Source organism: Prosthecomicrobium sp. N25, from assembly GCF_037203705.1.
GTDB lineage: Bacteria > Pseudomonadota > Alphaproteobacteria > Rhizobiales > Ancalomicrobiaceae > Prosthecodimorpha.
On the sequence record NZ_JBBCAT010000001.1, the window covers coordinates 82,188 to 101,644 of the forward strand.

Annotated in this window: 22 protein-coding genes; 11 read left to right on the plus strand and 11 right to left on the minus strand. The window is 70.8% G+C overall.

Annotated elements, in window-relative coordinates; genetic code table 11:
- The first annotated feature begins 198 nt into the window (after positions 1-198).
- From WBG79_RS00350 to WBG79_RS00390, 9 genes are all read left to right on the plus strand, one after another.
- The gene (locus WBG79_RS00350) at positions 199-882 is read left to right on the plus strand and encodes a GntR family transcriptional regulator (protein ID WP_337355121.1); all 684 of its coding nucleotides are present in this window, start codon (positions 199-201) and stop codon (positions 880-882) included.
- A 65-nt stretch (positions 883-947) separates the two neighbouring features.
- A complete protein-coding gene (locus tag WBG79_RS00355) occupies positions 948-1,937 on the plus strand; it encodes a sialic acid TRAP transporter substrate-binding protein SiaP (RefSeq protein ID WP_337355122.1) in 990 nt (329 codons plus the stop codon).
- Positions 1,934-2,461 carry a TRAP transporter small permease gene (locus tag WBG79_RS00360; RefSeq protein ID WP_337355123.1) on the plus strand — a complete coding sequence of 176 codons (528 nt, stop codon included), beginning with the start codon at positions 1,934-1,936 and terminating at the stop codon, positions 2,459-2,461. The genes WBG79_RS00355 and WBG79_RS00360 overlap by 4 nt, the downstream gene beginning before the upstream one ends.
- Before the next feature lie 70 nt (positions 2,462-2,531).
- The gene (locus WBG79_RS00365; protein WP_337355124.1) at positions 2,532-3,812 is read left to right on the plus strand and encodes a TRAP transporter large permease; all 1,281 of its coding nucleotides are present in this window, start codon (positions 2,532-2,534) and stop codon (positions 3,810-3,812) included.
- Positions 3,809-4,132, plus strand: a complete 324-nt coding sequence (locus WBG79_RS00370) for a UxaA family hydrolase (protein ID WP_337355125.1) — start codon at positions 3,809-3,811, stop codon at positions 4,130-4,132. Before WBG79_RS00365 ends, WBG79_RS00370 begins: the two co-directional genes overlap by 4 nt.
- Positions 4,129-5,337: a UxaA family hydrolase gene (locus tag WBG79_RS00375; RefSeq protein ID WP_337355126.1), complete on the plus strand. Its 1,209-nt coding sequence runs from the start codon at positions 4,129-4,131 to the stop codon at positions 5,335-5,337. The genes WBG79_RS00370 and WBG79_RS00375 overlap by 4 nt, the downstream gene beginning before the upstream one ends.
- Positions 5,338-5,358: 21 nt before the next feature.
- A complete protein-coding gene (locus WBG79_RS00380; RefSeq protein WP_337355127.1) occupies positions 5,359-6,009 on the plus strand; it encodes an RraA family protein in 651 nt (216 codons plus the stop codon).
- A gap of 11 nt (positions 6,010-6,020) precedes the next feature.
- Entirely contained in the window at positions 6,021-7,130 is a 1,110-nt protein-coding gene (locus tag WBG79_RS00385; RefSeq protein WP_337355128.1) for an enolase C-terminal domain-like protein, read from the plus strand.
- Between the two features lie 2 nt (positions 7,131-7,132).
- Positions 7,133-7,906, plus strand: coding sequence for an SDR family NAD(P)-dependent oxidoreductase (locus WBG79_RS00390; protein WP_337355129.1), 774 nt, complete (start codon positions 7,133-7,135; stop codon positions 7,904-7,906).
- A 16-nt stretch (positions 7,907-7,922) separates the two neighbouring features.
- On the opposite strand, the gene WBG79_RS00395 is transcribed toward WBG79_RS00390, so the two are convergent.
- Genes WBG79_RS00395 through WBG79_RS00420 form a run of 6 tightly spaced genes read right to left on the minus strand, consistent with a single transcriptional unit; the run spans position 7,923 to position 13,660 of the window.
- Positions 7,923-8,438: a MaoC family dehydratase gene (locus tag WBG79_RS00395; RefSeq protein ID WP_337355130.1), complete on the minus strand. Its 516-nt coding sequence runs from the start codon at positions 8,436-8,438 to the stop codon at positions 7,923-7,925.
- The gene (locus tag WBG79_RS00400; RefSeq protein WP_443147384.1) at positions 8,435-9,613 is read right to left on the minus strand and encodes a CaiB/BaiF CoA transferase family protein; all 1,179 of its coding nucleotides are present in this window, start codon (positions 9,611-9,613) and stop codon (positions 8,435-8,437) included. The genes WBG79_RS00395 and WBG79_RS00400 overlap by 4 nt, the downstream gene beginning before the upstream one ends.
- Positions 9,614-9,615: 2 nt before the next feature.
- Entirely contained in the window at positions 9,616-10,791 is a 1,176-nt protein-coding gene (locus WBG79_RS00405) for an ABC transporter substrate-binding protein (protein ID WP_337355131.1), read from the minus strand.
- Between the two features lie 14 nt (positions 10,792-10,805).
- Positions 10,806-12,104 carry a TRAP transporter large permease gene (locus tag WBG79_RS00410; protein WP_337355132.1) on the minus strand — a complete coding sequence of 433 codons (1,299 nt, stop codon included), beginning with the start codon at positions 12,102-12,104 and terminating at the stop codon, positions 10,806-10,808.
- Positions 12,101-12,625, minus strand: coding sequence for a TRAP transporter small permease (locus WBG79_RS00415; protein WP_337355133.1), 525 nt, complete (start codon positions 12,623-12,625; stop codon positions 12,101-12,103). Before WBG79_RS00415 ends, WBG79_RS00410 begins: the two co-directional genes overlap by 4 nt.
- Before the next feature lie 54 nt (positions 12,626-12,679).
- Complete coding sequence (locus tag WBG79_RS00420; protein ID WP_337355134.1) at positions 12,680-13,660, minus strand: C4-dicarboxylate TRAP transporter substrate-binding protein; 981 nt, start codon at positions 13,658-13,660, stop codon at positions 12,680-12,682.
- Between the two features lie 134 nt (positions 13,661-13,794).
- Here WBG79_RS00420 and WBG79_RS00425 point away from each other — a divergent pair, with 134 nt between their 5' ends.
- Together WBG79_RS00425 and WBG79_RS00430 are read left to right on the plus strand one after the other, a co-directional pair.
- Entirely contained in the window at positions 13,795-14,682 is an 888-nt protein-coding gene (locus tag WBG79_RS00425; RefSeq protein WP_337355135.1) for an IclR family transcriptional regulator, read from the plus strand.
- Complete coding sequence (locus tag WBG79_RS00430; protein WP_337355136.1) at positions 14,679-15,140, plus strand: MaoC/PaaZ C-terminal domain-containing protein; 462 nt, start codon at positions 14,679-14,681, stop codon at positions 15,138-15,140. Before WBG79_RS00425 ends, WBG79_RS00430 begins: the two co-directional genes overlap by 4 nt.
- 63 nt (positions 15,141-15,203) lie before the next feature.
- Here the strand turns inward: WBG79_RS00430 and WBG79_RS00435 are convergent, their stop codons facing one another.
- The 5 genes from WBG79_RS00435 to WBG79_RS00455 form a co-directional block, all read right to left on the minus strand.
- Positions 15,204-15,941, minus strand: a complete 738-nt coding sequence (locus WBG79_RS00435; protein WP_443147385.1) for an FTR1 family iron permease — start codon at positions 15,939-15,941, stop codon at positions 15,204-15,206.
- Positions 15,942-16,193: 252 nt separating this feature from the next.
- Complete coding sequence (locus WBG79_RS00440) at positions 16,194-17,168, minus strand: FAD:protein FMN transferase (protein ID WP_337355138.1); 975 nt, start codon at positions 17,166-17,168, stop codon at positions 16,194-16,196.
- Between the two features lies 1 nt (position 17,169).
- Positions 17,170-17,709 (minus strand): nitrous oxide reductase accessory protein NosL, encoded by a 540-nt coding sequence (locus tag WBG79_RS00445; protein ID WP_337355139.1) that lies wholly within the window; start codon positions 17,707-17,709, stop codon positions 17,170-17,172.
- A complete protein-coding gene (locus tag WBG79_RS00450; protein ID WP_337355140.1) occupies positions 17,706-18,536 on the minus strand; it encodes an ABC transporter permease in 831 nt (276 codons plus the stop codon). Before WBG79_RS00450 ends, WBG79_RS00445 begins: the two co-directional genes overlap by 4 nt.
- A 3-nt stretch (positions 18,537-18,539) precedes the next feature.
- Positions 18,540-19,457, minus strand: coding sequence for an ABC transporter ATP-binding protein (locus WBG79_RS00455; RefSeq protein WP_337355141.1), 918 nt, complete (start codon positions 19,455-19,457; stop codon positions 18,540-18,542).

The window sequence follows — 19,457 nt, forward strand, 5'->3', positions numbered from 1 at the left end:
ATGCGTAGGCCGTCGAGGGTCGCCGCCGCCCATGCGGCGGCTCGCCTGGGCGCCAATGGGCGGGCGCCAGGCCTCCGCCGCTCGCCAAGGCGGCCGGCAATTCTGCGCCCCCCCTGCATCGATCTCGTCGCCTCCTGCCCGCGGAAAATTTTTTATTTTCGATCTTGAAGCGAGGGTCGGTCGGGGTAAGCTCGCCGCATGATCCTCGTCAACAAGGCCACCCTCGCCGACCAGGCCTACCGGGAGCTCCGGGCGCGGATCCTGTCGGGGCAGATCCCCGGCGGCAGCCGGCTGCTCCCGGAGGAACTCGCGGTCGCGCTGGCGATCAGCCCGACGCCCATCAAGGAGGCGCTGGTCCGGCTGGAAGCGGACGGGCTGGTGGACTCCCGGCTGCGCCGGGGCGCCTTCGTGCGACGCTTCACGGAGCGGATCGTCGAGGAGCTCTGCGAGGCGCGCGTGATGGTCGAGGTGACCTCCCTGGCCAACGCCTTCGACCGCGGGCGCATCACGCCGGGCCTCGTCTCCGACCTCCGGCGCAACGTGGCGCTGCACGAAATCCACGCGCGCGGCGAGACGCTCGACGACCTGCAGATGGCGCTCTCCTTCGACCGCGAATTCCACCAGCAGCTGGTCCAGGCCGCCGGCAATGCGACGGTCGCCGAGTGGCACCTGCGGCTGCTCTGCCAGACCCACACTGTGCTCGCCTGCCGGGCCGACAGCTACCTGACCGCCGTCCACGACCACCAGGCCCTGCTGGCGGCCCTGGCGGACGGCTCCAAGGAGGCCGCGCTCGCCACGCTCCGGGAACACCTGCGGCACAGCCGCGACAACACGCTGAGGTCCGTGAAGATCTACGAGGGCCGCGTCGCCGAAGGCGCCTGAGCGCCGCAACGACGACGGCCGCAACAAGAACGCGGGCCGCAAGAGCCCGCCATCGGGAGGAAGACATGAGGAGATACGGGATTCCTGCCGCGGCCCTGCGGCTGGCGACGGCGGCCTTCGGACTGGTGCTGGCGGCCGGCGCCGCGACGGCGGTCGAATGGAAGCTCGGCCACATCCTGCCGCCGGACCATCCGAGCAACCGAGCGCTGGAGGCCGCCGCCAAGGAGATCGCGGAGCGGACCCAGGGCCGCATCGAGATCAAGGTCTTCCCGGCCGGCCAGATCGGGAACGCCAAGGAGAACCTGACCGCCATCACGCTCGGCTCCTCGCAGATGGCCTTCGACGGCTTCGGCATCCTGAGCCAGTGGAACAAGCGGCTCTCGGTCGTCGAGGCGCCCTATCTGGTCAAGGACTTCGAGCACCTGAAGCGCATCGTCGCGAGTCCCGAGGGCCAGAAGCTGGTCGACGAGCTGCGCCAGAAGTCCAAGATCCGCATCCTCGACGTCTGGTATTACGGCTCGCGCCACGTGACCAACAACAAGCGGGCCATCAACGCCGTCGAGGACATGGCCGGCATCAAGCTGCGCGTGCCGGAGATCCAACTGAGCCTGGAGTGGGCGAAGGCGATGGGCATGACGCCCGCCCCGATGGCCTTCCCGGAGCTCTACCTCGGCCTGCAGACCGGGGTCGTCGATGGCCAGGAGAACCCGCTGCCGACCATCAACGCGGCCAAGTTCTACGAGGTGCAGAAGCACCTCGCGCTGACCGCCCATCTGGTGCAGAGCGTCTCCCCGCTCGTTTCCGAGGACGTCTGGCAGGCCGCCTCCGAGGCCGACCGCGCCGTCGTGCTCGAGGTCATGCGCAAGGCCGGCGAGACCTCCAACGCCGAGATCGTCCGGCTCGAGCAGGACCTGGTGAAAACCCTGGAGGCCAAGGGCATGCAGGTCACCCGGCCGGATCCCGCGCCGATGCGCGCCCGCATGGTGCCGGTCGCCGCCAAGTTCGAGGAGACCTGGGGCAAGGGCGTCTACGCGGCCCTCGCGGCGGTGCCGTGACGGCCGTGTCGGAGCCGCGCCGGGCGGGGGCGGGGGCCCGCGCCCTCGCGCTCGCCGAGCGCTTCGAGGAGGCGCTGCTGGTCGGCACGTTGGCGGCGACCTTCGCGGCCCTGCTGCTGCAGGTCGGCAGCCGCTACCTCTTCGACCTGCCGCTCGCCTGGACCGAGGAGGCCGCCCGCTACCTCTTCATCTGGTCGGTCTTCATCGGCGCCTCGCAGGCGATGCGTCGCCGCGAGCACATCGCCATCGGCTTCTTCGTCGAGCGGCTGCCCCACCGCCTGCAACAGGCGATCGCGCTCGTCATGCATGCGCTCTCGGCCGCGTTCCTCCTGGTCGTGATCGTCAAGGGCGCCCAGATCGCCGACAAGGTCGCGGACCTGCCCGCGACCGCCACCGAGGTCTCCATGGCGCTCGTCTACCTGCCGTTGCCGCTCGCCGGAACCGTCATGCTGCTGCGCACCCTCGCCGAGGCGGTCGCGGTGGCCCGCCGGGGTCCGGTGGCGGTCGAACACCGCTCGCTCTGAACCCCCGAAGGCGCGGCTCGCCGCCGCGCGTCCGTCCGGCGCCCCCCGCGCGCCCAAGAGGACCCGACCGATGGCCTTCCTGTTCACCGCCTGGGCGGCGCTCGTCGTCCTGGCCATGCCGGTGGCGCTGACCCTCGGGGTCGCGACCCTCCTCTACATGGTCTGGTCCGGGCTGCCGCTGGTGGTCATTCCCCAGCGGATGATCGGCGGGCTCGACAGCTTCCCCCTGCTGGCCGTGCCCTTCTTCATCCTCGCCGGCAACCTGATGAACACGGCCGGGATCACCGACCGGATCTTCCACTTCTCCCATGCCCTGATCGGCCACGTCCGCGGCGGGCTCGCCCACGTCAACGTCATCGCCAGCGTGATCTTCTCCGGCATGTCGGGATCGGCGGTCGCCGATGCCGGCGGGCTCGGCGCCATGGAGATCAAGGCCATGCACGAGGCCGGCTACACCAAGGCCTTCGCGGGCGCGGTGACGGTCGCATCCTGCATCATCGGGCCCCTGATCCCGCCGTCGATCCCGATGGTCTTCTACGGCGTGCTCGCCGACACCTCCATCGGCCGGCTCTTCCTCGGCGGCGTGGTCCCGGGGCTGATGACGGCCGCCGCCCTGATGATCATGATCCACGTGATGGCCGGTCGCCGGAATTTTCCGGTAGGCCACCGGATGACCTGGGCCGAGACCGCGACGGTCACCAAGGCCGCGTTCCTGCCGCTGCTGACGCCCTTCATCATCATCGGCGGCATCACGGGCGGCGTCTTCTCGCCGACCGAGGCGGCCGTCATCGCCTCCCTGTACGCGCTCGTCCTCGGCACGGTCGTCTATCGCGAGCTCGATGCCGCCCGGCTCTGGGACGTCTTCCTGCGCACGGGGCGCACGACGGCCAGCATCTGCTTCATCATCGCCTGCGCGAGCGCCTTCGCGTGGCTGCTCGCCACCCTGCAGATCCCCCAGAAGGCGGCCGCGGTCCTCGTCGGCATCACGCGCGACCCGCTCGGTCTGCTCCTCATCGTCAACGCGGCGGTCTTCGTGGCGGGCTTCTTCCTCGAGGGGCTGGTCATCATGATCCTGGTGGTGCCCGTCATGATGCCCACCATGGCGGCGGTCGGCATCGATCCGGTCCATTTCGGCGTCGTGCTGGTCTTCAACCTGATGATCGGCCTGATGACGCCGCCGATGGGCGTCGGCCTGTTCGTGGTCTCTGGCGTCTCGGGCGTGAAGGTCGAGGCGCTGGTCAAGGAGGTCTTTCCCTTCCTGCTGCCGCTTCTCGTCGTGCTGGTGCTGCTCATCGTCTTCCCGGTCCTGGTGACCGGCCTGCCGGACCTCGTGCTGGGGGTGGAGCGATGAGCGCGACCGATCCCCGGCTGATCCTGCTCTCCCCCGACGACAACGTGCTGGTCCTGCGCGCGCGTCTGCGGGCCGGCGAGGCGGTGGCGATCGAGGGACGCCAGGTCGTCCTCGGCGCCGACCTCGGCCTCGGCCACAAGCTCGCCCGGCGGGCCATCGGGGCAGGCGAGAAGATTTTGAAATACGGCGCTCCGATCGGCCGGGCGACGACGGCCATCGCGCCGGGCGAGCACGTCCACGTCCACAACGTCGCGAGCGACTACACCCCGACCCACACGCTCGACGCGGCCCGACGCCGCCACGGGGAGGATCCGTCATGACCGAACCGGCGCCGATGCGCGGCTTTCCCCGTTCCGACGGGCGCAAGGGAATCCGCAACGTGGTCGCGGTCGCCTATCTGGTCGAGTGCGCCCACCACGTCGCCCGGGAGATCGCCCGCCCCTACGAGGACCGGGACGTCCACGTCATCGGCTTCCCCGGATGCTACCCCAACGACTACGCGGCCCGCATGATGGCGGCGCTCTGCACGCATCCGAACGTGGGCGCCGTGCTGCTCGTCTCGCTCGGCTGCGAGAGTTTCGACAAGTACTCTCTCGCCCATGCGGTCCGGGAGACCGGCCGGCCGGTGGAGACCGTCGTCATCCAGGCGGCCGGCGGCACCCGGGCCTCGGTGGCGGCGGGGCGCGCCTTCGTGGACCGGGTCCTGCCGCAGCTCGAGGCCGCCCCGACGGTCCCGATGGCGGTCTCCGAGCTCGTCGTCGGCACGGTCTGCGGCGGCTCGGACGGCACCTCGGGCATCACCGGCAATCCCGCCGCCGGCCGCGCCTTCGACCGCCTCATCCGCGAGGGCGCCGCCTGCATCTTCGAGGAGACCGGCGAACTCATCGGCTGCGAGCACATCATGGCGGCGCGGGCCCTGACGCCCGCGCTCGGACGCGAGATCGAGGCGGCCGTCGCCAAGGCGGCGGCCTACTACGCCACGCTCGGCTACGGCTCCTTCGCGGCCGGCAACGCCGACGGCGGCCTGACCACCATCGAGGAGAAGTCGATGGGCGCCTACGCGAAGAGCGGGGCGGCGCCGATCGCGGGCCTCCTGAAGCCCGGCGACCGGCCCCCGCGGGGCGGGCTCTACCTCCTCGACGTGGTTCCGGACGGCGAGGTCCGCTTCGGCTTCCCCAACATCAACGACAATGCGGAGATCGCCGAGCTGATCGCCTGCGGCGCCCACGCGGTGCTGTTCGTCACCGGCCGCGGCTCGGTCGTCGGCTCGGCCGTGTCCCCGGTCGTGAAGATCTGCGCCAACCCGGAGACATGGCGCCGGATGGCGGACGACATGGACGTCGACGCCGGGCGCATCCTGGAGGGCGCCGCCACGCTCGACGCGGTCGGGGACGAGATCCGCGACCTCGTCGTCTCGCTCGGCCGCGGCCGGCGCACCCGCTCGGAGGCGCTCGGCCACCGCGAGTTCATCCTCACCTACAAGTCCTTCGATCCCATCGGCCCGGCCTGCCTGCCGGCCGCCTGACCGCCCGCCCGCGAGGAACCCATGTCCGATCCGATCACCCCCCGGCTGGAGAAGTGCTATTCCGGCGTCGTCCACGACGTCATGCGGGCCATGGGCCTGCGCGACTTCACGCTCCCGCCCGAGATCCGCCCGATCTTCCCCGAGCGGACGCTCGCCGGCCCCGCCTTCACGATCGACGGCAAGGTCGACCCGAAGGCCGATCCGCACGAGACGCTGCTCGCCTGGACGGGCCTCCTCTCCAAGGCGAAGCCCGGCCACATCTGGGTCAGCCAGCCGAACGATCGCGTCGTCGCCCATATGGGCGAGCTCTCGGCCGAGACGCTGAAGAACAAGGGCGTGCGCGGCTGCGTCGCCGACGGCTTCGTGCGCGACACCAACTTCCTGATCGCCATGGAATTCCAGACCTGGTCGCGCGGCTTCACGCCCCGCGACATCGTCGGCTACTGGCTGCCCCGCGCCTTCGACGTGGACATCCGCATCGGCGACGTGGTGATCGCCCCGGGCGACTACATGATCGGCGACCGGGACGGCATGATCCGCGTCCCCGCCGCGATCGTCGAGGAGGTCGTCGGCAAGGCCGAGACCGCGATCGCCACAGAGAACAAGGTGCGCAGCGCCATCCTGCAGGGCGTCGACCCGCAGGAGGCCTACCTGCGCCACGGCAAGTTCTGAGCGGGGCCGCCATGAGGATCACCGACGTCGAGTTGCGCGCCTGCCGCCGCAAGCCCCGCGGCTTCGACGAGGCCGCCTTCCGGACCGGCGACTTCGGGACCTTCGAGTTCCTGGTCGTCACGCTGAAGACCGACGAGGGCCTGTCGGCCACCACCTTCGGCTTCGCCGGCCGCTCCGCCGAGGGCGCCGGCAAGCTGATCGCCGACACCCTCCGGCCCTTCATGATCGGCCGCGACCCGCTTGAGCGCGAGAAGGCCTGGCACGACTTCCGCACCGCCGACCGCTGGTGGGGGCACCTGCCGATCTACGCCTACGGCCCCTTCGACACGGCACTCTGGCTCCTTTCCGCCGAGGCCGCGGGCCAGCCGCTCTGGCAGTACCTGGGCGGCTACCGCGACGAGGTGCCGACCTATGCCTCGTCGATGATCCTCTCCGCCCCGGAGGCCTATGCCGAGGAGGCGCTGCGGGCGCGCCGGGAGGGGTTGAAGGGCTACAAGCTGCACACCGCCGGCCGGGACTTCGCGGCCGACCTGGAGGCGCACCGGCTCGTGCGCGAGGCCGTGGGGCCGGACTTCACGCTGATGTCCGATCCGGTCTCGGTCTACAACCTCGAACAGGCGATCCGCTTCGGCCGGGCCCTGGAGCGGCTCGACTACCATTGGTACGAGGAACCCATCTACGACGAGGACGTCCACGCCCTGCGGGAGCTGAGCCGCACCCTGGAGATCCCGGTCGTCGGCACCGAGGTCCTCGCCAAGCACCCTTATTCGGTCGCCGAATGCATCGCCACCCGGGTCGTCGACCGGGTCCGCGCCGACGTCTCCTGGACGGGAGGCGTCACCGGCGTGATGAAGACGGCGCGGCTCGCCGAGGCCTTCGGGGTCAACTGCGAGGTCCACACCTCGATCTTCCACCCCATGGAGGTCGTCAACCTGCACTGCTGCGCGGCGATCCGGAATTGCGAGTTCTTCGAGCTTCTCTATCCGATCGAGAACTTCGCCTTCGGCCTCAAGGACCCGCTCCCGCTCGCGGACGGAATTGCCCGGCCGCCGTCCCGTCCCGGCCTCGGCGTCGACCTCGACTGGGACGACATCGACGCATGCACGGTCAGGATCTGCTGAGCATGGCGACCGAAGACCTAGTCCGCGCCTTCTGGCTCGCCGGCCACCACGCGCTCGTCACGGGCGGCGGCAGCGGCCTCGGCCTCGCCATCGCGCGCTGCTTCGTGGCGGCGGGCGCGCGGGTGACCATCGCGGGCACGCGGCAGGCGAAGCTCGACGCGGCGCTGGACGGGCTCGGGCCCGGGGCCGGCGCCATGGCGTTCGACGTTACCCGGACGGACCGTGCCGAAGCCTTCGCGGCCGCGGTCGCCGAGCGGCGCGGGCCGGTCTCCGTCCTCGTCAACAATGCCGGCAACACGGTCAAGAAGCCGCTCGCCGACATGGAGGTCGACGATTTCCGGGCCGTGATGGACGTGCACGTGACCGGCGCCTATGCGCTGACCCGGGCCTTCCTGCCGCAGATCCTGGCCGCGGAGGCCGGCTCGATCCTGTTTACCGCCTCCATGGCGTCCTACCTGGCCCTGCCGAACATAGCCGGCTACACGACGGCTAAGACCGCCATCCTGGGGCTCGTCCGAGCCTTCTCGGCGGAGGTCGCCGGGCGCGGCGTGCGGGTCAACGGCGTGGCGCCGGGCTGGATCGACACCGACCTCTTCCGGCAGGCGACCGCCACCGACCCGGCGCGCCGCGAGCGCATCCTGGCGCGGATCCCGGCCGGGCGGCTCGGCACCCCCGAGGAGGTCGGCTGGGCGATGGCGTACCTCGCCTCCCCGGCCGCCGCCTATGTGAACGCCCAGGTCCTGGCCGTGGACGGCGGGGCCCTCTCGGCCTTCTGACGCGACGAGCCGGCCGTCAGGCGCCCGCCCGGGCCGTCGCGGCGTCGCGGTATTTGACCGTCTGCAGGTGCTCGGCGTAGAGCACCAGCTCGCCCTCGTTCTTGAAGATCTCGTAGGAGCAGACCACGAGCCCCATCTCCGGATACTTCGGCTCCTTCCGCAGCCAGGTCCGGATCCCGTAGATCGTGTCGCCGATGAAGACCGGCTTGACGAACCTGAGCTTGTCGTAGCCGTACGAGAAGCTCTGCGTGTTGTTGTGGGCGAAGAGGCCGAGGCCGTAGGAGAAGACCTGCGCGCCGGAGACGAGGCGGCGGCCGAAGACGCCCTCGGTCTTGGCGAAGATCTCGTCGCCCACATAGGGGTGCATGTCGAGGACCAGGCTGTTGAACAGCATGGCCTCGCCCTCCGAGATGGTCCGCCGGATCGAGCGCGCCCGGAGTCCGACCTCCAGGTCCTCCCACAGCCAGGTCTCCTGGTTCCAGACCGGGATGGCGCCGTGCTGGGCGGGATCGGGATTGGGATTGCGGCTCATCGGGCGGTCTCCGTGGCGGGCGCGAGTGCGTAGGCTCGGTCGATCTCGGCCGTGTGCTCGCCGATCCGTGGCGCGCCCCGGCCGGACTTCAGGCGGTCGCCGTCGACCGTGATCGGGCAGCGCGTGGTCCTCAGCGAAACGCCGGTGCCGCGCCGGACCTCCTGCACGAAGTCGAGCCGCCGAAAGGCCTCGTGCTCGAGGAGCTCCGGCCAGTCCATCACGGGGGCGCACCAGTAGTCGGCCGGCTCCAGCCGGTCGAGCCAGTGCCGGGTCGTCCCACCACGCAGGTGGTCGGCCAGGATCGCCTTGATGCGGTCGCGCTCGGCGAACCAGGCCTTGGGATCCGGGAACCCGGCGAGCGCCGGGCAGTCGAGCAGGGCCGCGAGCCGGGTGACCGAGCCCATGGCGAGCGCCAGGTACCCGTCCGCGGTGGCGTAGATCCCGTAGGGCGCCGCCAGGTAGGCATGCGCGTTGTTGACGGCGCTGCGCCGCGGCGTCAGGCCGCCGTCGTTCAGGTGCGTGCTCAGCACCTCGAACTGGAAGTCGAGGATGGACTCCAGGAGGCTCACCTCCACGTGGCCGCCCCGTCCCGTCACCCCCCGGCGCACCAGGCAGGCGAGCAGCCCCTGCACCAGGTGCGCCCCGCTCATCATGTCGGCGACCGCGAGGCCGCAGGGGACCGGGCCGTCCCCGGCGCTGCCGTTCAGCCAGACGAAGCCGGAGCGGCTCTGCGCCAGCAGGTCCTGCCCCGGCAGGTCGACCCAGGGTCCCTCCGTCCCGTAGCCCGTGACGCTGCCGTAGACGATGCGCGGATTGATCCGGGACACCGCCTCGTAGCCGAGCCCGATGCGCTCGATGATGCCCGGCCGGAAATTCTGGATCATCACGTCGGCCCGCTCGACCAGGCGCATCACCTTGGCGAGGTCGTCCGGGTTCTTGAGATCCGCCGCGTAGCTCAGCTTGTTGCGGTTGATCGTGTGGAAGAGCGTGGAATCGCCGTCGAGCTCCAGGTTCGAGATGTAGAGCTGCCGGCACAGGTCGCCCGTGCCGGGTCGCTCGATCTTGATGACCTCGGCACCGAGGTCGGCGAGCCGCAGCGCCGCGCTCGGACCGGACAGGAACTGGCTGAAGTCGAGGACGAGAAGGCCTTCCAGGGGTCGCATGCCGAGATCCATGGTCAGCCTCCGAGCCCGGCCGCGGCCCGGGCGGCGTCGAAGCCCCGGTTCAGCCTGTCGAGCAGGACCTCGTCGGCGGTCTCCCCGTCCAGGCAGGCGGTGATCTCCTCGCCGGCCTTCTCGAAGAAGGGAATCCAGCCGTCGAAGCGGGGCCTCACGTGGGCGCTGCGCAGGGTGGCCAGCGTCCCGGAGAAGAAGCCGCCGCACAGGCGGTCGTTCTCGGGCGATGTCCAGGCGGCGAGCGAGCCGGGCTGGCCGCCGAGCGCGACGTAGTCGGTCGACTGGTGCTCGCGGCCGGCGAGCCACTTGGCATACGCGATCGCGGCCTCGCGGTTGCGGGAGAGGGCGCTGACCGCGATCCCGGTGCCGCCGAGTTGCGTGCCGGCGCAGCCGTTCCCGCCGTGCGCGGGGGCGTCGTGGAAGGCGAGGCGCGGCCGCCCGCCCGCGCGGGCGTAGTTGGTGTAGCCGTACGCGTAGGCGCAATAGACCACGTCGTCGCCCGTCACCATCGTCTCGTAGGCCTGGATCGGGTTCATCCGGGTGGCGCGCGGATGCGAGACGTCGACCAGCGCGTGGAAGCGGCGCAGGATCTCCCGGCCGAGCGCGGCGGGGAGGAACACCTCGGTCTCGTCCACGATGGGGTGGCCGAGGTTGGCGGCGATCGAGATCACGGTGCTGATCGCGTCGGTCGGGAACGCCGTGGTGGTGATGAACCGGTCGTGCCGGCGCGCCCGGCGGCCCAGCGCCAGCACCTCGTCGAAGGTTCGCGGCGGTTCCGCCCCGAGCGCCGCCATGAGGTCGGGACGCGAGGAGGAGACCTGCGTGGCGGCATCGAGCGGCAAGGCCCAGATCCCGCCCCGATACGCGTAGGACGGCCAGGAGGCGCCGACGCTGTCGGCCGCGAAGGCCTCCTTCTCGGCGTCCGACAGGATCGGGTTCCAGTCCACCAGGTAGGGATGGGCGGCCGCGAAGCCGACGAAGGGGTGGTCGATCACGATCAGGTCGTAGGTCGCCGCGTAGTCCTCCAGCGGCGCCTCGCCGAATTCGCGCAGCGACCGCTTCGCCCATTCGATCCGGACCCCCGGCACGGCGCGCCCGTAGAGGGCGGCGCCCTCGGCGAGCGGCGCGTAGCCGCGCGGGTGGTCCCAGGTCATGCCCTTCAGCACGATGTCGGCCATCGGTGCGGTGCCTTTCAGTTGTAGAGGACGTTCGGAAGCCAGACCGTGATCGACGGGAAGGCGCTCAGCAGCGCGAGCAGCCCGCACATCATCGCGAGATACGGAAAGACCTCGATCGAGTAGTCGCGCATGGAGACGCGCAAGACGCGGGAGGCCGTGTACATCATGCCGCCCACCGGCGGCGTGACCCCCGCGATGGTGAGGTTCGTCACCATCACGATGCCGAAGTGGACCGGGTCGATCCCCGCCTTCTGGACCACGGGCATCAGCATCGGGGTGAGCACGATCAGGGCCGAGGACCCCTCGATCGCGGTGCCGATGATGATGAGCAGGACGTTGATGGTCAGGAGCAGGCCGAGCGGGCTCCAGTCGTAGCCGGCGAGGCCGGAGGCCATCTTCTGGGGGACCTGCTCCCAGGCGAGGTAGAAGCCGAAGGCCGACGCCGCGCAGATCATGATCATGACCGCGCTGGTGTCGAGCACCGCCTCCTGGATGATCGCCGGGAGCTCCCGGATGCCGAAGGCGCGGTACACCACCATGCCGATGAGGAGCACGTAGACGACCACCACGGCGCCGCTCTCGGTCGTCGTGAAGATGCCGTAGCGGGTGCCGAACAGGATCACGAACGGGATCGACAGCGCCCACAGCCCGTCCAGCACCGCCTGCCCGACCTCCGCCCCGCTCGCCTTGCTGTCGCGCTGGGGCTGGTAGCCGCGCCGGCGGGCGACCACGTGGGTGGTGAGCATCAGCCCGGCGGCGAGCAGGAGGCCCGGGACGATGCCGCCGGCGAACAGCCGCCCGACCGAGGTCTCGGTCAGGTAGCCGTAGATGATCAGTCCGATGGACGGCGGGATCAGGGCCGTGATGATTGACGAACAGGACGTGATCACCGCCGCGAAGGCCGGCGAATAGTTCCGCTTCGTCATCTGCAGGCCGATGGTCTTCGACATGATGGCCGCGTCGGCGTTGGACGAGGCGGTCAGCCCGCCGAGCAGCGTGGCGAGCACGATGCACATCTGCGCCAGCGCCCCGGTCATGTGGCCGACCAGGATCTCGGCGACGTTGAGGAGCCGCCGCGTGATCCCGGCGGCGTTCATGATGGCGCCGGCGAGCACGAAGAAGGGGAGGGCCAGGAGCGAGATCGACTGGGTGCCCTCGGTCATCTCCTGGGCGAAGGTGGAGAGCGGGACGTCGTTGCGGTTGATCACGAAGAAGACGAGGGCCGGGATGGCCATGGCCCAGGTGATCGGCGTGCGCAGGGCGAACAGCACGAACATCAGCAGGGCCGGGAACCAGGGCGCGAAGGCGGTCATGTTATGTTCGCCTCGTGGGCGTTGGCGGGGAACCGCGCCGGGTCGAGGAAGACCTGCACGTGGCGGAGCAGCATGAACGCGGAGGCGAGCGCCAGCGGCGCGTAGAGCACGGACCGGGGAAGGTTCAGCGCGATGGTCAGCGACTGGTGGGCATGCACGCTGTGGATCGCGAAGAAGACGGTGAGCGACAGGAACAGGACGAAGAGGAGGACGAAGTTGAAGATCGCGACCGCGCGCTGGAGCGCCGGCGGGAAGAGCAGGACCAGCACGTCGATGTCGGAGTGCAGCCGGTAGCGCACCCCGGCCGCCGCGCCGAAGAAGACGAGCCACGCGAAGCCGATCGTGGCGACCTCGTAGCTCCAGGCCGCCGGCTGCGGGAAGACGTAGCGGGTGAGCACGCCCCACAGCACGGACCCGATGACGACCACCATCGCGAGGCCCGCCACGACCTCCTCGGTGCGCCAGAGGAGGAGGCGCGGCCAGTCGATCCGGCTCTCGCCGGTCAGGGATGCATCCGACATGGGGGGCTCCGCTGGTGGAGGGCCCGGCCCTCGCGGGGAAGGCCGGGCCGGGTGTCAGTTCGCCATCGCGGCGCGGGCGCGGTCGACGAAGCCGGGCGTCAGGTTGGGGAGCGTCTGGTAGACGCCGGCGCTCGCCTTCTGGAAGGCCGGCACGTCGACGTCGGAGACGACCGTCACGCCCGCCTTCTGGAGCTGGGCCGCGAACTGCTCGTCCTGCTCCAGCGTCGCCTTGGTGAGGTTGGCGGCCGCGGCCTTGCCCTCCTCGATCAGGATCGCCTGGAGGTCGGCCGGCAGCCCGTCGTAGAAGTTCTTGGACGTGACCCAGGTGGTGAACATCAGCTGGTGGTTCGTCTTGGAAACGACCTTGCGGACCTCCTGGAGCTTGGAGCCCCAGATGGCGCCGAAGGGCGCCTCGGCGCCGTTGGCCACGTTGGTGGAGAGCGCGTTGTAGACCTCGCTCCACGGGATCTCGGTCGGCCGCGCCCCGAAGGCCTTGAAGGTCTCCACCATGATGGGCGACGGCGGCACGCGCATGGTCATTCCCTTCAGGTCGTCCGGCTTGCGGATCGGCTTGTCGGCCAGCATGTGCCGGGCGCCGAAAAGGCCGTTCGCCATGATGACCTTGATGCCCTTCTGCTCCAGCCGGTCGGTGACCTCCTTGAAGACCGGCGAACCGAAGAGCTTGTCCGCCTGCTTCATGTCGCCGAAGATGTAGGGACCGGCGAGCACGCCGGCATCGGGCACGAACTGGCCCATCTGACCGTAGTCGGTCATGTTCATCACGTTGGCCCCCGAGCTGATCATCTCGTTGACCTTCTTCTGCGCGCCGAGCTGCTCGGCCGGGAAGAGCTGCAGCTCGATGCGCCCCTTGGAGCGTTCCTTCACGCGGGCCGCGAAGGCCTCCATCTCCTTGTAGGACGCCTCCTGGGTATTGGCGACCGAGGTGGCGAAGCGCAGGCGATACTCCTGCGCGCCGGCGGCGTGGACCGCGGCGAACGTGGCCGCAGCGGCGGCGAACATGACGGCGAAGCGCATCCGGAACCTCCTCCTTGTTGGCGCAGACCCGAAAATCTGCGATGGCCCGCCATGGGAGAGGCGAGCGGCGTTTCCTGCGACCAGACTTTTCGCTGGTGAATTTTATTTTCGCATGCCAAAACTAGGGGGCGATGATGAAGTCTGTCAAGAGCGCCGGAGCCACCCGCCGGGCCGCCGTCGCCCCGGCGGATCCGGACACCGGCGAATCCACCACCTATGCGGTCCCGGCGCTCGAGAAGGGACTCGACGTGGTCGAGTTCCTGTCCGCGCAGGAGCGCCCCCTGACGCTGACCGGGATCGCCCAGGCGCTCGACCGGTCGCCGGGCGAGCTCTTCCGGATCGTCACGGTGCTCGCCCGGCGGGGCTGGATCGCGAGGCTCGCGGACGACAGCTACCAGCTGACCGCCAAGCTCTTCGAGCTCGCGCACGGCTATCCGCCCAACAAGCGCCTGGTCGATGTCGCCTTGCCGGTGATGCGCGCGATCTCCAACGATCTCGGCCAGTCCTGCCACCTGTCGGTCGCCGATTCGGGCGACCAGCTCGTCATCCTGGCGATCGAGTCGAACGGCGCGGCCGGCGTCTTCGTGCGAACCGGCACCCGCTATCCCCTCGGCACGACCGCATCGGGCCGCGTCATGCTCGCCTTCGGGTCGGAGGAGGTCCTGGCGGGGGCGCAGGAGCACAGCGCCGTCGAACGGATCACCGAGCGTCCGCTGCCGTCCGACCTCCCCGAGCGGCTCGCCCGCATCCGCGCGCGCGGCTTCGAGGAGGTCGTCGGCGAGTGGCTGGACGCGGTGGTCGACATCTGCTGGCCGATCTTCAACGCCCGCGCCGAGGTCACCGCGGTGCTCGCCATGCCGTTCCTGGCCATCGCCCGGCGCCGCGTGGACGTCGGCGCTGCCCGGCAACGGGCGCGCGAGGGCGCCGAGCAGATCTCGAGGGCGCTCGGCGCCGGGGATTACGAGGCATGCCTCGCGGCCGCCCGTGGCCGCAAGGCCGCCGCGAGCGGGGAGGACCCATGACCACGCAGTATTTCGAGGACTATGTCGTCGGCGCCGAGCGGAAGACCCACGGCCGGACCATCACCGAGACCGACTTCGTGGTCCATGCCGGCCATTCGGGGGACTTCTTCCCCCATCACCTCGACGCCGAGTTCGCCAAGACCACGCCCTTCGGCCAGCGCATCGCCCACGGCACGATGGTGTTCACGATCGGGGTGGGCCTGACCGCCGGCGTGATCAATCCGGTCGCCTTCACGTACGGGTACGACCGGCTCCGCTTCATCAAGCCCGTCTTCATCGGCGACACCCTCCACACCGTGCTGACGATCGCCGACAAGGCCGAGGACCCCAAGCGGCCCGGCTTCGGCCGCGTCAACGAGCGTGGTGTGGTGATCAATCAGCGCGGCGAGACCGTCCTGGCCTTCGACCACCTGCTGCTGGTCGAACTGAGGCCGACCCACGGCACCGCGGGGTCGTGAACTCCCCCTTCGGGATCGGCGAGGACCGCCGGCCCTCCGCGGGGCGGCCCCGCTGTCGCTCCTTCACTCGGCGGCGGCCACTGCATCCCGCCCGCGCCGGCGGCCCATGAGCGCCAGCGTGGTGGCGAGCGCCGCCAGGCCGAGCCCCGCCTGCGCTGCCACGGCCTCCCAGGTCCCGTTGAAGCCGGCCTCGAGGAACCAGCCCGGAACCGGCGCGTCGTCGACCGGCAAGAGGGCCTGTTCCTGCAGTTCCTGGATCGCCGCACCGACGAAGCGCAGGCCCATGAGGAAGAGGAACGCGGAAGTCACGAGGAACACCGGACGGAGGGGAAGCCGCACGGCGAGCCATTGCATCGCGCCGAACAGGGCCGCGAGCAGGACGATCGCGCCCGCGAGGCCGGCCAGGATGCCGAGCGTCCAGCCGCCCGCCTCGCGCGCCATCGCGTGCAGGAACAGGATGGTCTCTCCCCCCTCGCGGAAGACCGCCAGGAAGGCGAGTGCCCCGAGGGTCGCGGTGGTGCCCGCCGCCAGCGCGCCGTCGGCCGCCCGGCGGAGTTCCTCGGTCCAGCGGCGCGGATCCTGCCGGAGAAACAGCCAGCCGCTCGTGTAGAGGAGCAGCCCGGCGGCCAGCACCAGCACCGCCGCTTCGAGCCGGTCGTCATGCGCCCCGTTGAGGAACACCTCGAAGACCGCCGCCGATCCAACGCTCGCGACGAGCGCCAGGGCGGCACCGGCGTAGAGCACCCCGACACGGTCCTGCGCACCGCTCCGCCGGAGCCAGGCCGAAAGCGATGCGATCACCAGGGTGGCTTCCAGGCCTTCCCTCAGTAGAATTGTTCCAGACTGAAGCGCGAAGGAAAGATCGTTCATGGTTGTTGCCCGATCGTTTTCGTTGGGCGGACAATAGGTCTGCCGCTCGCTCAGCGTCAATCAGGAAATCGGTTCGGAGATTCGATTGGAATACTTCCAATTCCAGTGAAAGCCTGTCGTCATGCGATTAATTTTGCAGAGACTGCATATCCTGATCGGAGATCGGAGCCCGCGTCGCGGCGATCAGGCCCGGGCCGCGATGATCCGGACGTCCGCCCCGCCCGCCATCATCGCCGGAGGGGCGGCCGGGTCGGCGAGGCAGAGGCCGGTCGAGAGCGCGTCCGCCAGGGCGGCCGAGGCCGCGACCACGCTGACCCGCCGCCACGCCGGGCGGACGATGCCGAGCCGGGGATGCAGGATGTGGCCGACCGCGCCCGCCGGGTCGAGCACCGTACCCAGCGGCATGGAGGTGGCGAGCGCCCGGTCGCGCAGCTCGACCACCTCGGCCACGGCACCGCCCTGCGGCCCCTCCGCGATGCCGGCCCGCCAGGCCCGGCCCTCGGGCGAGCGGCCGAGAGCCCGGGTCTCGCCGATGTCGACGAGCACGTCCCGGCAGCCGCGTGCCTCCAACAGGGCGGCGATCCGGTCGGTCGCGTAGCCCTGGGCGATGCCGTTCAGGGTCAGCGCCATGCCGGGGTCGGCGAACGCGACCCTCTCATCGTCGAAGGTGACGCGATCGAAGCCGACCAGCGCGCCGGCCCGCTCCAGCCGGCGCGCGAGCCCGGGATCGCCGGCCTCCCCGCCGGCCGCGAAATGCTCCGCGAGCGTCGCGAAGACCGGCTGCACAGTCGGGTCGAAGAGCCCCTCGGTCAGCCGGTGGACCACCGCCGCCTGGGCGAGGCAGGCGAGGAGATCGGCGTCCGGCCCCGGCAGGCGGCCGTCGCGATTGAGCCGAACGAGCGCGCTGTCGGTCCGGTACAGGCTGAAGATCGCCTCGAGCCGGGCCAATTCCGCCTCGACCGCCGCGAAGACCGGCGCGGCCTCCGCCGGGCCGAGCCCTGCCAGCGTGATCGACGCTCCGGCCCCGAGCGCGAAGCCGTGCCAGCGGGCGACGGGCGTGCCCGCCGCCGCCGGCCCGATGCACCCGGCGGCCGCGCCGAAGGCGGCGGACAGGGTGAGAAAACGGCGGCGCGTGAGCCCGCCGGCGCGGCTTGCCATGTCAGTGCTCCGTCGGCTCGACGGCGTGCGTCCCGTCCGCCGAGGCCACCTTCGGGCCTGCGAATCCCTCGGGGATTTCGCCGATCGCCACGATGCGTCCGCCGTTCGCCGTCACGAAGGCCTCGGCGGCGGCACGATCGCCGAACGGGATTGCTTCCGGATCCCCGGCGCCGCCGACCTGGCGGCTCTCGATCACGAACAGCGCCTTGTCGGCGTCGATCCAGTTGCGGGTGCCGGGCTCCTCCCAGCTCTCGGCCCGGCCCATGTCGCTGACGTAGAGGGCCACGATCTCGCCGTCACGCTCCTGCGAGCGCAGATACGAGAAGGCCTCGCGCACCTGCTCGAACCACAAGGGGTGGGGGTTGCCGGCGAGATGCACCTGCGCCTTCGGGCCTTCGTGCTCCATCACGGCCATCTGGCAGTAGTAGCCGATCGCGTCGCGGGTCATCTCGACGGCCGCCGGCTTCACGCGGGCGACATTCTCCTGGCACCCCGCCAGCAGGGCGGCGGCCAGCACGAGGGGGGCGAACAGGCGTTTCATGGCGTGGTCCTCCGGAAGGCGAGGTGGGCGCCCGCGATGCCGCCCGCGAGCCAGAGCCCGAGGACGGCGAGCGCGGTCGCCGGCGGGAAGGGAAGGGTGCGCGCCGCGCCGTCGAGGCCGCCCGTGGGCGCGCCGTCGCCGATGGCGGCGAGGTTGTAGAGCCGGAACGCATCCCCGGAATTGGCGACGAGCAGCCAGGGGAAGGCCGTCCTGGTGAAGCTGCCGCCGTCGTCCGCCAGCAGGGCGCCGAGGAGGCCGAGGTCGTAGAGCACGACCACGACCAGCCAGGCCCCGACCGCGATGGCCGCCGCCGTTCCGGTCTGCCGGACGAGCGCGCTGACCAGCATGCCGAGCGCCACGAAGGCCGCCCCGAGCAGGACCGCGGTGCCGATCAGCCGTGCGAAGTGGACCGCGCCGCCCGGGTCCCAGCCGTCCGCCCGGATCACCGCCAGGGCCGCGACGCCGTAGCCCGCCACGATGGCGAGCGTGATCACCGCCACGTGCCCGACGAACTTGGCGAGAAGCACCTCCGTGCGCGCCGCCGGCGTCGCCAGCACGAGCGCCAGCGTGCCGCGCTCGATCTCTCCGGCGAGCGTGTCGTAGGAGAGGAGCAGCGCGATCAGCGGGACGAGGTAGACCGACAGGGTGGCGAGGCTCGCCGTCGTCAGCGTCAGTCGGTCGACGCGCGTCGCCGTGCTGGCGCCGCCGCCGAGGAACGCCAGGGCGAGCGCGAAGAGGGCGAGGATCAGCACCGACAGGACGACCCAGCGGTTGCGGACGCCCAGTCTGAGTTCGGAGGCCGCCAGGGCGGCGATGCGCGCGAACATGGGTCAGGCCCTCCCCCGGCCGTCGCTGCTCCAGTGGCGATAGACGTCGTCGAGGCTCGGCAGCGCGACCTCCACGTCCTCGACCAGCGCCCCGAGCTCCGCCACCTGACCGAGCAGGCCGAGCTTCTCGTCATGGGCGCAGACGAGCTCGACGCCCCGACCGTTGACCCGGCGCCCCTCCAGCCGCAGCGCCACCTCGTCGGCGGTCCCGGCCTGCGCCTCGATGCGGATGCGGATGGGCAGGCCGGCCGCGCGGCGCAGGTTCGCCAGCGTGTCGTCCGCCACCAGCCGGCCGCGCGACAGGATCGCCACCCGGTCGGTGCGCGCCTCCACCTCGGAGAGGGAGTGGGAGGAGAGCAGCACCGCGGTCCCGGCCTCCGCGACCGCCTCGATCAGCTCGTAGAACTCCCGGCGCGAGACGGGATCGAGCCCGGACGTCGGCTCGTCGAGCAGGAGGATCTTCGGCCGGCCGATCAGGGCCTGGGCCAGTCCCAGCCGCTGCCGCATCCCCTTCGAATAGGTGCCGACCGCCCGGTCGGCCGCGTGCAGGATGCCGACGCGCTCGAGCAGCGGCTCGGCCGCGGCGCGCGGCTCGCCCTTGAGCGTGGCGAACAGGCGCAGCACCTCGCGTCCCGTCAGGGCCTTCTGGAACACCACGTTCTCGGGCAGGTATGAGACCGCCCGCCGCGCCGCCACCGAGCCCGGCGCGGCGCCGGCCACCCGGATCGTGCCGCCGTCGGGCCTGAGGAAGCCGAGCACGCATTTGAAGAGCGTGGACTTGCCCGCCCCGTTGTGTCCCAGCAGGGCGACGCGCTCGCCCGGGCGCAGGGCGAGGGACACGGCGGCGAGCGCCTCAACGCCGGCGAAGCGCTTGGCGAGGCCGGAGACCTCGAGGACGGGTTCGGCCGTGGCGTCGGTCAT

Bases quoted from the DNA above. Each gene is read 5' to 3' on its own strand.
- WBG79_RS00430 (WP_337355136.1), top strand. From the start codon at position 14,679: ATGACCACGCAGTATTTCGAGGACTATGTCGTCGGCGCCGAGCGGAAG.
- WBG79_RS00405 (WP_337355131.1), bottom strand. From the start codon at position 10,791: ATGGCCGACATCGTGCTGAAGGGCATGACCTGGGACCACCCGCGCGGC.
- WBG79_RS00375 (WP_337355126.1), top strand. From the start codon at position 4,129: ATGACCGAACCGGCGCCGATGCGCGGCTTTCCCCGTTCCGACGGGCGC.
- WBG79_RS00370 (WP_337355125.1), top strand. From the start codon at position 3,809: ATGAGCGCGACCGATCCCCGGCTGATCCTGCTCTCCCCCGACGACAAC.
- WBG79_RS00455 (WP_337355141.1), bottom strand. From the start codon at position 19,457: ATGACCGACGCCACGGCCGAACCCGTCCTCGAGGTCTCCGGCCTCGCC.
- WBG79_RS00415 (WP_337355133.1), bottom strand. From the start codon at position 12,625: ATGTCGGATGCATCCCTGACCGGCGAGAGCCGGATCGACTGGCCGCGC.
- WBG79_RS00450 (WP_337355140.1), bottom strand. From the start codon at position 18,536: ATGTTCGCGCGCATCGCCGCCCTGGCGGCCTCCGAACTCAGACTGGGC.
- WBG79_RS00385 (WP_337355128.1), top strand. From the start codon at position 6,021: ATGAGGATCACCGACGTCGAGTTGCGCGCCTGCCGCCGCAAGCCCCGC.
- WBG79_RS00410 (WP_337355132.1), bottom strand. From the start codon at position 12,104: ATGACCGCCTTCGCGCCCTGGTTCCCGGCCCTGCTGATGTTCGTGCTG.
- WBG79_RS00440 (WP_337355138.1), bottom strand. From the start codon at position 17,168: ATGGCAAGCCGCGCCGGCGGGCTCACGCGCCGCCGTTTTCTCACCCTG.
- WBG79_RS00420 (WP_337355134.1), bottom strand. From the start codon at position 13,660: ATGCGCTTCGCCGTCATGTTCGCCGCCGCTGCGGCCACGTTCGCCGCG.
- WBG79_RS00355 (WP_337355122.1), top strand. From the start codon at position 948: ATGAGGAGATACGGGATTCCTGCCGCGGCCCTGCGGCTGGCGACGGCG.
- WBG79_RS00400 (WP_443147384.1), bottom strand. From the start codon at position 9,613: ATGGATCTCGGCATGCGACCCCTGGAAGGCCTTCTCGTCCTCGACTTC.
- WBG79_RS00445 (WP_337355139.1), bottom strand. From the start codon at position 17,709: ATGAAACGCCTGTTCGCCCCCCTCGTGCTGGCCGCCGCCCTGCTGGCG.
- WBG79_RS00395 (WP_337355130.1), bottom strand. From the start codon at position 8,438: ATGAGCCGCAATCCCAATCCCGATCCCGCCCAGCACGGCGCCATCCCG.
- WBG79_RS00425 (WP_337355135.1), top strand. From the start codon at position 13,795: ATGAAGTCTGTCAAGAGCGCCGGAGCCACCCGCCGGGCCGCCGTCGCC.
- WBG79_RS00390 (WP_337355129.1), top strand. From the start codon at position 7,133: ATGGCGACCGAAGACCTAGTCCGCGCCTTCTGGCTCGCCGGCCACCAC.
- WBG79_RS00350 (WP_337355121.1), top strand. From the start codon at position 199: ATGATCCTCGTCAACAAGGCCACCCTCGCCGACCAGGCCTACCGGGAG.
- WBG79_RS00380 (WP_337355127.1), top strand. From the start codon at position 5,359: ATGTCCGATCCGATCACCCCCCGGCTGGAGAAGTGCTATTCCGGCGTC.
- WBG79_RS00365 (WP_337355124.1), top strand. From the start codon at position 2,532: ATGGCCTTCCTGTTCACCGCCTGGGCGGCGCTCGTCGTCCTGGCCATG.